Source organism: Pseudomonas sp. GD03903, from assembly GCF_029840045.1.
Lineage (GTDB): Bacteria > Pseudomonadota > Gammaproteobacteria > Pseudomonadales > Pseudomonadaceae > Pseudomonas > Pseudomonas pseudonitroreducens.
Window position 1 is genome coordinate 111,231 of record NZ_JAOCBT010000014.1, and the last position, 14,280, is coordinate 125,510.

The 14,280-nt window shown below is 65.0% G+C and carries 8 protein-coding genes; 2 read left to right on the forward strand and 6 right to left on the reverse strand.

Annotation, left to right across the window (positions count from 1 at the left end; all coding sequences use genetic code 11):
* Window positions 1-6: 6 nt before the first annotated feature.
* Window positions 7-921 carry an alpha/beta hydrolase gene (locus N5C91_RS21175; protein ID WP_279831792.1) on the reverse strand — a complete coding sequence of 305 codons (915 nt, stop codon included), beginning with the start codon at window positions 919-921 and terminating at the stop codon, window positions 7-9.
* 117 nt (window positions 922-1,038) lie between these two features.
* On the opposite strand from N5C91_RS21175, the gene N5C91_RS21180 reads away from it, so the two are divergent.
* Together N5C91_RS21180 and N5C91_RS21185 are read left to right on the forward strand one after the other, a co-directional pair.
* Window positions 1,039-1,959 (forward strand): LysR family transcriptional regulator, encoded by a 921-nt coding sequence (locus N5C91_RS21180; protein ID WP_279831794.1) that lies wholly within the window; start codon window positions 1,039-1,041, stop codon window positions 1,957-1,959.
* A gap of 351 nt (window positions 1,960-2,310) precedes the next feature.
* Window positions 2,311-3,882, forward strand: a complete 1,572-nt coding sequence (locus N5C91_RS21185; protein ID WP_279831796.1) for a sensor domain-containing diguanylate cyclase — start codon at window positions 2,311-2,313, stop codon at window positions 3,880-3,882.
* Between the two features lie 241 nt (window positions 3,883-4,123).
* Here N5C91_RS21185 and N5C91_RS21190 read toward each other — a convergent pair whose 3' ends face one another.
* From N5C91_RS21190 to N5C91_RS21210, 5 genes are all read right to left on the reverse strand, one after another.
* Window positions 4,124-5,857, reverse strand: coding sequence for a ShlB/FhaC/HecB family hemolysin secretion/activation protein (locus tag N5C91_RS21190; protein WP_279831798.1), 1,734 nt, complete (start codon window positions 5,855-5,857; stop codon window positions 4,124-4,126).
* A 2-nt stretch (window positions 5,858-5,859) separates the two neighbouring features.
* Window positions 5,860-9,903, reverse strand: a complete 4,044-nt coding sequence (locus tag N5C91_RS21195; RefSeq protein ID WP_279831799.1) for an MBG domain-containing protein — start codon at window positions 9,901-9,903, stop codon at window positions 5,860-5,862.
* A gap of 356 nt (window positions 9,904-10,259) precedes the next feature.
* The gene (locus N5C91_RS21200; RefSeq protein WP_279831800.1) at window positions 10,260-12,161 is read right to left on the reverse strand and encodes an acyl-CoA synthetase; all 1,902 of its coding nucleotides are present in this window, start codon (window positions 12,159-12,161) and stop codon (window positions 10,260-10,262) included.
* A complete protein-coding gene (locus N5C91_RS21205; RefSeq protein ID WP_279831802.1) occupies window positions 12,161-13,114 on the reverse strand; it encodes a fumarylacetoacetate hydrolase family protein in 954 nt (317 codons plus the stop codon). The genes N5C91_RS21200 and N5C91_RS21205 overlap by 1 nt, the downstream gene beginning before the upstream one ends.
* A gap of 66 nt (window positions 13,115-13,180) precedes the next feature.
* On the reverse strand, window positions 13,181-14,272 hold the full coding sequence (locus N5C91_RS21210) for a VOC family protein (RefSeq protein WP_279831803.1): 1,092 nt from the start codon (window positions 14,270-14,272) through the stop codon (window positions 13,181-13,183).
* Window positions 14,273-14,280: the final 8 nt, after the last annotated feature.

Sequence of the window (14,280 nt, forward strand, 5' to 3'; positions counted from 1 at the left end):
AAGGGCTTACAGGCGGCTCTGGAAGAACCCGGCCAACACCGACACGGCTTCGTCGACATAGGGTTGCTTGTCATAGAGCGACATGTGGTTGGCGCCCTCGATCAGGTGCAGGTGCTTGTCGCCGGAGGCCGCACGGGCGAGCAGGTCATCACTCATCCATTTGCTGCCGGCCTGGGTGCCCGCGACGATCTGCAAAGGTTGAGTCAGGAAGGCTTCGGCCTTGTGGTAGGCGTCGTAGGTGATGATCTGCGGCAGGCTGCGGGCAGTCATGAAGCCCGGTGCATTGGGGTGTTCGCAGCGTGGGGTGTGGTAGTACTCCCAGGCTTCGCGCAGTTCTTCGTTGGGGGCATCTTCTTCGCGCATCGGAGCCAGGGGCAGGGTGGCCAGCTCCTTGCCTTGTGCATCCTGGGTGCGGGCCTGGGAGCCGTGCTCGATGTACGGCAGGGCCTCGGCGTCCTTGACGGTGTTCTCCCAGCCGTTGCGGAACATCTGGCCGATGTTTACGGCGCTGACCGTACCGACTGCCTTGATGCGGCGGTCATTGATTGCGGCATTGGCGGTGTAGCCGGCGCCTGCGCAGATGCCCATCGCGCCGATTCGGTTGACGTCGACATACGAAAGGGTCGTCAGGTAGTCGATTACGGCGCTGATGTCTTCGGTACGGATGTAGGGGTTCTCCAGCTGGCGCGGCAAGCCGGTGCTTTCACCCTGGAAGGACGCATCGAAGGCGATTGCCAGGAAGCCCTGTTCGGCCAGCTTGCGGGCATACAGGCCGGAAGCCTGTTCCTTGACGCCACCGCCCGGGTGGGCAACGACGATGGTGGGGTACTGTTTGTTCTGGTCGAAACCGGCAGGCAGATGGAGATCAGCGGCGAGTGTGATGCCATGACCATCGAGGGTTTGAATGCGGATGTGTTGCATGAGCCTGGCTCCTGGGAGTGAGCAACAAGGCGTTGCTCGATGGATTCATGCTAGGCCCAGTTTTGTTTTGGAAAAACGTGCCAAAATCGACATGACTCGTAAGCAAGGCTAAACAATATGTCGATCAATCCTGCGCTGCTTCCCGGCCTGGCCTGGTTTGTCCACATCGCCCGCCATCGCAGTTTCACCAAGGCCGCGACGGAGATGGAAATTTCCCGGGCGGCACTCTCACAGCACCTCAAAGGCCTTGAGCAGCAGCTCAACGTCCGGTTGTTGCATCGCACGACACGGGACATGTCGCTGACTGAGGAGGGGCGGCGCCTGTTCGAGGCGGTAGCGCCCGTGTTGAAGATGATCGACACAGCCGTTGCCGAGCTCAGTGAGGTGACGTCTGCGCCAACGGGTCTGATTCGAGTCAACTCCTCTCGCATCGCCGCACGAACACTGCTGGAGCCTCACCTGGGGGAATTCCTTTCCCGCTATCCCGGATTGCGGCTGGAACTAGTGCTCAACGATGGCTTCGCCAACATCATTGCCGACGGAGCCGATGTCGGGATTCGGCTGGGCGAGAGCCTGGACGAGCACATGGTGGCCGTGCCGATCACACCGCGAATCGAGATGGCGATCGTCGGATCACCGGCGTATTTCAAGCGCCATGGCATCCCGCAGACACCGGCCGATCTGGTCCAGCACAATTGCCTCGCCTACCGCTTCACCAGCAGTGGGACGCTGGATCGCTGGGCTTTCACGTCGCCGGAGGATGAGACAATCACTCAGGTGTTCGAGCCAAGGGGCAGCGTCGTCTTCAACGACGACGAGAGCATGCTCAAGGCCGCCGTCCAGGGCGTCGGGCTGATCAAGTACCTGGACGTCTGCGTCCGCAAGCAACTCGCATCCGGAGAACTGGTGCGCGTGTTGCAGCCCTGGTGCCAGTCCTTCCCCGGCTTCTACCTTTATGCCCCAACGCGCGCCCAGATGCCGGCCAAGGTTCGGGCGCTGATCGACTTCCTCGTGGAAAAGCGTGGGGCCTTGGGCTGAATCGGGCAGGGCTGCTCAATGTCCGCTAATGGCCGCTTGCTGCCGTTCCTGCGAGGCAACTACCGAGCCATGGCGAGCTTGCCAACGCTTGCCGCGGGCCAAGCTGCGGGGCGTGAGAGTCAGCCATGCTGATCTTCGTGTAATCACTTTCCTACAAAGTCCGACTGCTTTTCATATCCCTTGCTTCACGACATACGAAGAGAATGCCTTTGTCGGTAGCTTTTTGTCGTGCGGCGGAGGCTGATTCACTGAACTCGTGTCCTCCTGGTTCCGGGACGCTCCGGCCCGGTAAGCACGAGGCTCGTGGCGACGTCGGGGCGCTTGTCGATGCGTTGGAGCAAGGTGATTCGCATGAAGCAGAAAACTGCCTGGCCACTGGATCTGCGTTGGCTGATTCTCGGGCTGGTCCTGCTGTCAGTTCTGGCCACGCTGGCCAATAGTCTGACGATGGCATACAGAGTCCAGCGTGATGCGCTGATCGAGCATGCACTGGCGGCCAACAGCGCCTATGCATCAAAGGTCGCTTCGAGCATCAGTGAGTTCCTGCGTTCGACTCAAAGCCACCTGCGCTTCAGCGCTGGCGAGCTGAGCAAGCATTGGGGCGATGCTTCACGCCTGCGAGACGAAGCGGTGCGCTTGCAGACGCAGGACATCGACTTCAACTCCATCGCCATTGTCGATGCTGACGGCAAGGTCTTGCAGGCCTATCCGGATGCATTGCAGATCATTGGCACCACGCTGCGCTCGGAAAGTATCCAGCAAGCGCTGCAGACTCGTCGCCCGCAAATCAGCCCAGCCTATGTTTCCGTGGCCGGCAACCTGGTGGTGTTCATCTCGCAGCCGATCTTCGATTCCTCCGGAAACTTCCTCGGAACCGTTGGCGGGTCTGTCTATCTGCGCAAGCAGAGTGCGCTGCATACCGTGATCAGCAGTCATTTCCACCATGAAGGGACTTTTGCTTTCGTTGCCGACGGAAACCGTCGTCTGCTATTCTACCCGGAGCAGAATCGCATCGGCGAAAAACTCGGCTGGAGCAAGACCGTCGATGCTGCGTTGCGAGGTGCGAGCGGGTCGATGGAAGTACCGAACTACCTGGGGATCCCGATGCTCGCCGGGTACGCCTACGTGGAAAGCGCCAACTGGGCGGTAGTCGCTCAGCAACCCCGTGAGATCGCGCTGGCACCGCTCGGGCGGCTGATGCGCGACATGATCCTGGAGATGGTTCCGGCTGGACTCGTCGGGCTGATCCTGGTCTGGTACGGTACTGCGCTGATTGCCCGTCCGCTGCATGAGCTCGCGTCGATCGCCGAGCAATTGTCGGCGTCGCAGACAGCGGAGCGGTTAAAGGCGGTGAATGCCTGGTACCCCGATGCTTCGGCGATTCGCCAGGCCATGCTGGCTGGCGTGCAGTTGCTGCAGCAGAAACTGGGACGGCTGAGCCATGAGGCGCAAAGTGACTGCCTGACCGGTCTTGCCAATCGCCGTGCCATGGGCGAGCTCCTTCAGTTGCTGGAGCAAACAGGCCAGGAATTCTCGGTGCTGGCGCTGGATATCGACTACTTCAAGCGTGTCAACGACACCTATGGCCATGATGCGGGAGACGTAGCGCTGCAACAGGTAGCGGTAGTGCTCCAGGAATACACCCGCGCTGGTGACCTGGCATGCCGGGCTGGTGGGGAGGAGTTCACCCTGATCTTGCCGGACGCGTCGTTGGCGACGGCGCAAGCGATTGCCGAGCGCATTCGCGAAACAATCGCTGCTCGTGAGATTCCACCGATCGGTCACGTCACCGTGTCCATTGGAGTGGCGAGTTGCGGCAGTGAAGGTGAGTCGGCAGAGGCAATACTCAAGCGGGCAGATCAGTGTCTGTATCAGGCCAAAAAAGGTGGGCGCAATCGAGTTGAATCGATCAGCGCAGGGTAGCCACTATCCTGCGCGGCCATCGCGTTGATGGACGCCTCCAGCCCGCAAGAGCGAACCTTGGCAGGCGCTTCTTACGGGGCAGCTGCCAACTCAGGGTGACCGATTTCAGTTGCCTGGGCGGCACCGGCCCGGCGACAGCCTGGAGTCAGCATAAGGCGAACCCGGAAGCAGCCTGCTCAGCACCGGCCGGAATCGCTCGAAGAACAGGCGATGCTGGGGCCGCGAGGCCCCAGCTGCGGGGTCAGAACAGCTTGAGGAAATTGATGTAGAGCCTTGGCGCTTTCCCATTGTCGTCATCGAGCTCTTTCGCCGAAACGGAGCGGGTGAGCGGGAAGGCGACTTCCGGCGAAACATAGGTGTCCTTGAAGATGTTCAGGTGCGCGCCAATGCCGGTGGAGGAGAGGCTTTCCCTGCTCACCCAGCTGGGGTCTTCGCTCCAGACCTTGCCGAAATCCCAGAACGCGTAGTACTGCGTCGGCACGGCATAGCTCTTGAAGGTATGGATGCGGTTGTACTGCAGCTCGGTCTTCAGTGCGAAGCCGCTATCGCCGGTAATCTCCGACGGGTCGTAGCCGCGGCCGAACTCGCTGCCGCCCACGCCGAACTGCTCGGGGCTGAGCAGTGCCTGGCCGAACGATGTCTGTGCCGTGGCGGCGAGGTACAGGTTGAGCCCATCCATCAGCTTCGACAGGTCCTGCAGGCGCTGTGCGTCCATCTGCAGCTTGCTGAAGTCGGTCTGGCCGCCTGCGCGCGAGGGGTTGGGGCGACTCTCGTTGCTCGCCCCCATGATGGCCAGGCCTTTGCTGATCTCGGCTTTTACCAGGTTCTTGCCGCCGTAGGCGTCGAACCAGTCGTAGCTGGCGCCCAGGCGAACAGCGCGGATTCGGTCCTCGCTCGAGGGCGGCAACTTCTTGTCGTCCAGGTACTCGGAGGTACCGTTGTAGTAGGTGAAGGCGGCGGAGGTCTTGAGTGTCTCGTCGCGCTGGCGAATCCAGGGACGGGTGATGCGTACGGCGAAGGTGTCCCCCGAGCTGTTGGCGTTGAGGAAGGAGTAGGTGTCGGCGTGGCCGTCGTTGTGCTGGGCGAGGAAGCTGACGACGTCCCCTTGGCTGCCGACTGGCACTTCGTACTGCCCTTCGAAGAAGGTCATCTTGTTGCCTTCGACCGACTTGCCGGCGCGGATGCCAAGGTGGTCTCCATGGCCGCTGAGGTCGTTCACGCCGACCCCGCCATACACCTGCCAGGGGCCGAAGTAGCGGCTGTCGCGGTTGTCGAAGCCAAAGAAACCTTCGTACTTGCGCAAGGCGTTCTCGACCAGCAGATCAGTACCGCTTTCCACCGGCGATGCCTGCAGGGTGCCGCGGCTGTCGTTGCCGGATACGTCGTTCATCAGCAGCAGGTTGCGTTCGATGGTCTTGCTGGTCGGCGGGGTTTCCTGGCGGATGTTGTCCGCGTAGCGCTCCAGTGCCTTGTTGCTGGGGCCGGTGAAGCTGACCTGATTGACCTTGCCTTCGAAGACCTGGAGCACCAGGTTGCCTCCCTCCAGCCGTTGCGCCGGCACAATGGTCCTGGCCAGCAGGAAGCCGGCCTGGCGATAGCGAGCGGTGATGGTGTCGGCAACGGCATGCACCTCGGCCAGGTTGACCGTGTGGCCTTCCAGGCGTTTGAGCACTGCGTCGAAGGTGCCGGGTGGGTAACTGCTGGCACCGACCAGGGTCACTCTGCCCACCGGGAAGCGCGTACTGGGCAAGGCTTCCAGCTCCGGCGGTGTGGGTTCGGGCGTGACCACGCTATCAGGCAACTCGAGGGTGCCGGGCATCTCGGTGGGCAAGGTGCGCGCACCAGCCTTGTCCGGCATCTCCACCCGACCGGGGTTGAGTTGCCCCAGGGGGGCAGCTTGCACCTGAGCGGCCAGCAGGAAGGCCGAGACCACCGCTACGGCCAGATGGCTGAGAGAAGAGGGATGCGATTTCATGATCATTTACCTCCCTTGCCGGGTGCCGGCAGGTCATGCGGGATCACGCTGCGGTTCCAGTCGGGAACGATCAGCTTGCCGTCCTTGAACAGGCTGTTGGCGTAGGTGAGGACGTCGCGCAGGTCCGCCGTGGTGCTCTGTTGGTTGCCGTAGGAACGCGGCTTGCAGATCAGCTGGACGGAATAGGTGCGTGCGACGGCGGGCGAGACGGTGTAGTTGGCGGAGACGGCGCTGGGCGATTCCAGCGCGTCGCAGCGGGTGTTGCCGGGCGACTGCGCGGTAACCGGCAGGGCAGTCGGTGTGCTGCCCGGCACCACCGGATTCAACGGCTCCAGTGGAGCCAGCGGGCCGCTGATGGTCAGGGTGCCGTCGCGGAAAACCACGGTGTAGTTGCTGCCTGCGTTGAATGGCGTGCCCTGGCCGATGGCATAGCTGCCGGTTTCCTCGCCGGGGGCTCGGCTCAAACTGCCCCGGGCGATATCGGCACTGTCGCCATTCTTCAGGCCGCTGACCTGATGGGTCAGCTGCGGGTCGGCCTGCCCCTGCACCTTCGACTTGTCGTCCGCACTCACCACCAGCCGGGCCGGAGTGATCTGCAGGGTGCCGTCCTTGAACAGCAGCGTGTAGTTCGCACTGGACAGCGCCAGACTGCCCTGGCCGATGGCGTAACCCTGCGGGCGGACGTTCTCCCCGGACTCCCGTTGCAGGTCGCCGCCGTTGAGTACAGCGTCTGCCTTGTCGCCGTTCTTCAGCCCGATGACTGAGAAGGCGAGAGCGGGATCACGGTCGCCGTAAACCCGGGTCTGGTCCTGGGCAGTGACCTCCAGCTGGGCCGGAGTGATGTGCAGCAGATTGCCTTCGTAGCTGAGACGGTAGTTCCCCGAAAGGCTGGCGACTGCGCCCTGGTGGATGCCGTAGTCGCCGACATTTTCGCCGGCGCTGCGGGCGAGGTTGCCGGCGACCAGGTTGGCGGCGTCTTCGCCGAGCTTCTGGCCGCTGACCTGGTAGGTCAGGGCCGGGTCGTGGTCGCCATAGACCTTCGAGTGCTCGTCGGCCTTGACCTTCAGTTCCGCCTGCCGGACCGTCAGCGTGCCCTGGTTGTCCTCGATGCGATAGCGCCCCTGGGAGCGCTCATCCGCGCTGATCTGGTTGGTGATGTCGTAACCGCCAGGTTTTACATCGCTGGTTGCCGTGGCGGTGGTACTCGGTGCGCCGGCCTGGATGCCGCTGCGTCCCAGTTGCTGGTTCACGTAATCGTCGACACCCCTGACGGCCTGGGCGCTGCTGTCACGGGCAGTGGTCTGGGTAAGCGTCGGATTGGCCTCGCCATACTCGCGGGACTGGTCATCGGCGGTGACGCTGACCGTGGCCTGGGCGGCGTGGTTGAGGATCACGCCCGGCTCGGCGGTCTTGTCGACGGTCTCGTAGAAGTGCACCCGCCCGCGCTCCAGGGCCTGTTCGCCGGGAGCGAGCGAGGGGCCGCTGGTGTCGGCTTTCTGCAGCCAGGGCGTGTCGTTGATCAGGTTCGAGATCAGCGCATCGAGGGAGTCGACCTTGGTGCCGAGATCGACGATGAGCTGCTGGCTTCTGCCATCCTGGGCGTTGTGCTGGATTTCCTTCTGGTCGCTCGCGCCCTGGATCGCCGAATACGACTCCACGCCCCAGCCGTGCTCATGCAGTGTGGACACCACCTGCAGGCCACCGTTGGCGCTGAACGAGAACCCCACGGGCAGTGACGCGCTGCTGCGGTTTCCATCGGTATCGATACGAATGACGCTGGAGAGGGTGGGCTGGTTGGCGTCCGGGGTGATCCGCCAGGTGATACCCGCCGAGTCCTTGAAGGTCAGGCCGCTGACCAGGTAATCGGAGCTGTCGAGGTAGTTCAGCAGCACGGCCGGGTCGATTTCCCGGTAGCCGCCCTTGCCGTCGGGTGTGACATAGCCGGTGGCTTCGAACACCAGGTAGTCGAACGACGAGCCTTCCTGGGTTTGCAGTGTGACCTGGCGGGTATTCGCGCCCCAGGTCTGGGATGGGTCTGCCACGACGTCCTGATAACCGCGATAGACCAGTTGCTGGGCGGTCACGCCGGTCAGGGTTTCGCCGGAGTAGGGCGCGGTGACGGTGCCGGTGGTGGTGGTGCCGCTGGCATTGGTCTGGTTGAAGCGGAACACGCCATTGCTGGCCTTGCCGGCCAACCTGCCGGCGTAGTTGAGGTCGCTGTCCATGCGCACGCTGGCGCCCTCGAGGGCGACCTGCCCGCCCATCAGTGCGGTGCCGTCCTGCTGGATGATCGAGGCGACGTTGGAGGTGCGCAGCCAGGCGATGCCGTTGCCGACATCGATGATTGCCCGCTGGCCGTAATCCGCGCCGGCATTGTTCAGGCGGATGTCGCCGGTGGCGGCGATGAACAGGTTGCCGTCCTTGAGCAGGATCGGCGCGTTGATATGCACCGAGCCGCTGTCGCTGCTCAGGTCGGCGCCTTCGTAGGATCTGCCCTGCACCGGATTGCCGGTGGCGATCAGCGCCAGGGTGGCCGGCTGGCCGTTGCCATCCTGACCGATGTTGGTGGCCACGATCGCGCTGTTGACGTTGATGCGCTGGCTGGCCGAGACCTCGACATTGCCGTTGGCGAGGCCGTTGACGATGGCGCTGGCAGCGACGTTCCACAGGTCGGCAGTGCTCGGCCCGGTGGCGGAGCCGCTGCTCACGCCGGTTGCGGCATCGGCCTGGGCGTCGCTGACGATATTGACCGTCTCCGGATCGAGCAGCCAGGTGCCTTTGACGGCGCCGCGGGTATCGACAGTGGCGTCGCTGGTGACCCGCAGCTGCCTGCCGGAGGTTTCCACCACGCCGCCTTGCTGCTGGCCCCTGGCGCTGGCATGGCCGGCGAAGTGGGTCTGGCCATCGCTCCAGACCACTACCTGCCCGCCCTGGGTCTGGCCATCGGCACGCAGCTCGGCGCCCTTGGCAACGCTGGTGCTGCGGGCGCGCTGTTCGCTGCCCTTGCCCTGGAAGCTGCCGCCGACCAGCACCTTGCCGCCGGCACCGCGGGTGCCCGAGGCGTCGATCCGCGCCGTGCCGGCGACATTCACTTCATCACCCAGCACTTTCACTGTGCCGCCGCTGGCGCCCTTGGCACTGAGTGAGCCGCTGACCTGGGTTCGCGCCGCATTGCCGAGGACGATGGTGCCGCCGTCACTGCTGACTGAATTGGCGGCGACGCTGCCCGAGACGTTGATCACCGAGTCGAGGTGCTTTGCTGCGCGGGCGGCGCTCATGGCGACGACGCCGTTGCCGACGTCGATCTCGCCGCTGTGAGTGACGCCACCACTGACGTCGCCGTTGACGCTGGAAGCCTCGCCGGGCTCGCCATTGATGCCAATGCTCAGCAGGCCGTCACCGTGGAAGTCCAGCGTGGCCCTGGGCCCGGTGGCCAACTGCACGAAACCCTTCTTCGCCTGGATGACACCGGCGTTGTTCACCTGGGCACCGAGCAGGGCGACCATGCCGTTGTCGTGGACGGTGATCCGGCCCTGGTGGGTGACGTTGCCGGTCAGCTGGACATCCAGCTTGCCGGTCTGGGCGAACAGTCTGGCCTGCTCGTCGGTGAGGAAGCCGGCGCTGGCCACCAGGGCGCTGGAGGAAAGGTGCGCATTGGGTCCGATCATCAGGCCATTGGGGTTGACCAGGATCAGTTGGCCATTGGAGGTGACTGCCCCGTAGATCTTCGACGGATCGGTGCCGGTCACCCGGTTCAGCGTCACCGATTTTCCATCCGGCTGGTTGAAGGTGATGCGGTGATCCGGGCCGACGTTGAAGCTCTTCCAGTCGATGGCGGTGCGAGGGCTGGACGTGTTGACGTCCATGCCCTTGCCCTGGCTGGAGATGGTGGCCTGGCCACCGATGACCGTACCGCCCTGGGGCAGGTTGTCAGCGATGCCGGCGAGGGGAAAGCAGGCCCCGAGGGACGCCAGCGCCACGGCAATGGCGAGGCGTTTGAGGCGAAGGGGCGAGTGCGCGCTGGCGTGCAGCGGACTGTGGTTCATGGCGAATCTCCTGGAGTTCTGCTTCAGGAACGATCATTCGCCGTGGACCGATGGCGGGTAATAGTGCGTCTGCGCGATGCGTTGTAGTGCGTCCCTGATTTTCCTCGGCACCGAGGCCGTCGCCGTGGCCGGAATTGCCGATGCTGTTGGCGTCGGCCGTGGTCAGTTACCCTTGCCGGCGTTCTGCAGGGGCCAGTTGGTGCACAGCGGCAGGGTGGTGTTGCTGGTCAGGCTCCAGTCGTCGTTGCGCTGCCAGGTGGCTGCTGGGCTTTGGTCGCAGCGATGGCGAGGGCGAGCACGCTCAGCCGCTCCTGTTATGGGCAACGTGCGCGCAAGGCGGGGAGGGGGTGGGTCACTCAGCCCGACCAGTCGGTCTGGAAGCTGTAGCGGCCAAGGGCGCGGGCCAATGGTGAGCGATCCGCGCTGCCGGCGATCCGCGCGACCAGGCCGCGGCGGGCGTCCTGGACGACTTCCACGGCCGGCTCCGGCAGGCCCAGGGCCAGGGCTTCCTCGCGGATCACACGGGCGATCTCACGCTGCTGCAGGGCCGGTTTGAAGATCTTGCCCACTGCCGTCAGCGGCAGGGCGTCGAGGACTTCGATGCGCTTGGGCACGGCGGCGCGCTCGCTGATGTGCTGGTGGGCGAAGCTCAGCAGCGCAGTGGCGTCGCAGGCCTGGCCGGGATGCAGTTGCACGTAGGCCACCGGCAGTTCGCCGGCGTGCGCGTCGGGGCTGCCGACCGCCGCCACCAGGGCAATCGCCGGGTGTGCCTGGAGCGCCTCCTCGATGATCTTCGGGTCGATGTTGTGGCCGCCGCGGATGATCAGTTCCTTCTTGCGCCCGGTGAGCCAGAAGTAGCCGTCGCCATCCTGGCGCCCCAGGTCGCCGGTGTTGAGCCAGCGTTGGCCGTCGATCTGCAGCCAGATGCCCTGGTTGTGCTGCGGCTCCAGGTAGCCGTCGAACAGATTGGGGCCGTGCACTGCGATGACGCCGACCTCGTCGGTGCCGGCGTCGCGCTCGTAGCGGCCCTCGGCGTCGAGGATCACCGCGCGCATGGCCTGGTAGGCCAGGCGCAGGCCAATCGAGCCGATGCGCCTTTCGCCTTCGGGCGGGTTGCTGGATGACACGCAGGCCGCTTCGGTCAGGCCATAGCCTTCGAGCAGGCGCACGCCGGTCTGCCGTTCGAAGTCGCGGAACAGCTCCTGGGGCAGCGGTGCTGCGCCGCACAGGGCGTACTGCAGGCTCGACAGGTCGTGGCGTTCGGGGTGCTGGCGGAGCAGGGCGGCGTAAACGGTCGGCACGCCGGAAAAGAAGTTGATGCCGAAGTGCTCGACCAGCGCCCAGAACTTCGCCACCACGCCGTCGCCGCGATAGCCCTGGGGTGTGCCGAGGATGACCCGGTCGCCGTGGGTCCAGGGCATCAGCCCGGTCACCAGTTGGCCGTTGACGTGGAACAGCGGCAGGCCGCAGAAGATGGTCTGGCCGGCATCGCGCGGTTGCATGTTGGCGGCCATGGCCCAGGCGTTGAATACCTCCGAGCCGTGGGTGCGCGCGGCGATCTTCGGCAGGCCGGTGGTGCCGCCGGTGCAGAAGTACGAGGAGCGCTCGCCGGCCTGGATGCAGCGGCCACTGTCCAGGCGCTCGGCGTTCTGGCGCTTCATCAGCGTACGCAGATCGTGGATCGGCAGGCGCGGGTGGCGGGTCTTCTCGCGCCGCGCCAGCCAGCGCAACAGCAGCGCTTTGGGCAGACTGACATAGGGCGCCATGCTGACCCAGACGATCTGCCGCAGGTCGGGCAGCGCGTGCAGCTGTGTGGCGAGCCTGGGCCACAGGTCACTGCCCGGGGTCGGCGCCAGGGTCACCAGCACCTTCACTTTCGCAGCCCGCAGCAACTCGGCCATCTGCGCGGCGTCCAGCAGCGGGTTGATCGCCATGACGATCCCGGCGGCCTCGCCACCCCAGATGGTGAAATGGGTCTCCGGCAGGTTCGGCAAGACGAAGCCGACAACTTCCTGCGGCCCGACGCCCAGTTGCTGGAAAGCGTTCGCCGCCCGGGTGATGTCGGCGAACAGCTCGCGATAGCTCCAGTCATGGGTGCGGGTGAAGTCGCCGGCATCGAGGAAGAAGCTCAGCGCCGTGGCGTCGCGGTGCTGCGCGGCACCGCGGCGCAGTGCCTCGTAGGTGTTCTCGGGCAGGTCGCGTGCGGCCAGTGGCGTGGCTTCCAGGGCATGAATGTCGGCGAGGCTGCGCACGCCCATCAGGCTTGCTCCACGACGCGGTTGCGCTGCGTGCCGAGGTCGATGGCGCCATCGGCGCTGCGGATGCTTGCCTCGACCACGTCGCCAGCCTTGAGGTATTGGCGGCGGGCCGCCTGAGCCTTGAGGAAGGCCTTCCACTTGATCTGCTCGGGCAGCAGCGCGGCGATGCGCTGCTTGGCCGGCGACGGGATCGACAGCGCGCAGCCAGCGGGCGTGCCGGTGGCGATCAGGTCGCCGACGGCGAAATCCTGCACGCCGGAGAGTTCGCTGAGGGTTGCCGCCGGGCCGTGCACCAGGTTGGCGGTACTGTCGCTCTGGCGCACCTCGCCGTTGACCGTCAGGCGCAGCTGCAACTGCCTGACGTAGTGCATGTCCTCGCGGCGCAACAGGCACAGGTACGGGCCGACCGGGCCGAAAGTACGGAAGCTCTTGCCCTTGTAAAACTGCATCTGCGGAATCTGGATATCCCGCGCGGAGTAATCGTTGACGATCACCACGCCGGCGATGAACTCGTGCAGGTTGGCTTCGTTCACCGCGACCTTGCCGGTGATTGCGCGGCGCAGCACCAGGCCCAGTTCGATCTCGTAGTCGAGAAAGCGCACCTGGCGCGGTTTGATCAGGTCACTGTCGGCGGCGACGATGCAGCTCTGCGCCTTGGTGAAGATCATGTTGAAGTGCTTGGCGTCCGGGTCCATGCCGGACTCGAGCATGTGCTGCCGGTAGTTCGCGCCCTGGCAGACGAACTGCTGGTTGCGCGTCACCGGGCTGAGCAGCGTTACCGCCTCCAGCGCCATCTCGTCACCTTGCAGCGTCTCCAGTTCCCCGGCACTGGTGTGCTGGATCAGCTCGCCAGTGGTTGCGTATTCGCCCGCAATCGGCGTGATGCGCCCCTGGCGGAGCACGCCCCAGCGGACGGTGTTCTGGTGTTGGTAGCGGACGAGGTGCACGGGCATGGCAACGACTCCTGGTACTGCGGTGGGCCGCCTCGGGGCGGCGTTGGTCTTGTTGTGGTCGGGAACTCAGCCGAACATTCGCGCCAGCGTCAGCAGCTTGCGCAGCGTCAGATCCGGGCTGTGCCGCAGGTTGTGCAGCAGGGCGCGCAGGGCGGCGATATTCATCACCGGTTTGGTGAAACTGCGTGGCATGCGCTGGCCCCACTGCGACATGGCTTCGGGGCTGACCGCGTGCAGCCCGGTGGGGCGTTCGGCGGTGAACAGGTCGCCGTCGCAGTAGTGTTCGTGCTTGTGGCCCCAGGGGTCCTGCCAGTAATCGAAGATCTGGCTGCCGAGGATGTGCCGGCCGATGCCCCAGGCATGTTTCCAGCCACGTTCGCGCAGCACGCGCTGGCCGATGCCGACGGCGTCGGCGTCGATCACTTCATAGGCGCTGTGGCTGTAGGCGGGCATGAAGCCCTGGGCGAGCGCCAGGGTATGGTGGTCGGCGGGCGTATCGCCCAGGTCCAGGCGCAGGAAGGTCACCGCCGGCGAGCCGTCGGGCAGCACCTGCACGTCGCTAGGAATGAAGCCGAAGTGTTCGGTGTACCAGGCGCAGGTGGCCTGGTAGTCGGCGACTTCCAGCACCACGTGGCCGAGCTTGATGATCTCCGGCGGCGCGATGGGGGGACGCTGGGTGGCGTTGATGCGCGACGCCGCATCGACCTGGTTGAGTGGCAGTGCCGGGCGGTGGGGCAGCGCCGCTGCCGGCTGCTGGCCGTGGATCGCTTCGACGAGGAAGCCGGAAGGATCATGCAGGCGCACACGCTGGCCGCCCCCGGGGGCGTCGTGGTTCTCGATGGCCGAGGCACCGGGAAGTCGTGCGACGCGCTGCAGGTCCTCGCGGCTACCCAGCGCCAGGCCGAAACCGACAAAGCGCGCGGTGTCGCCCCGTTGTACCCGGTAGCAGCAGGGCGCCGCGCCGGTGCCGCGAAAGTACAGGCAGTCGCGATCGCGACGCGCCAGGAGCAGGCCGAAGTCGCCGAGGAAGCGCTCGGCCAGCTCCAGGTCCGGGCGTTCGAAGATCAGCCAGGCCAGCTCACGGGCCTTCACTGTCGGCTGCGGATGCCGCGCCGGCTGGGGCGTTGCCAGCGCGGGCAGGTCGGTGGCTCGAGTCATTGTTGTTG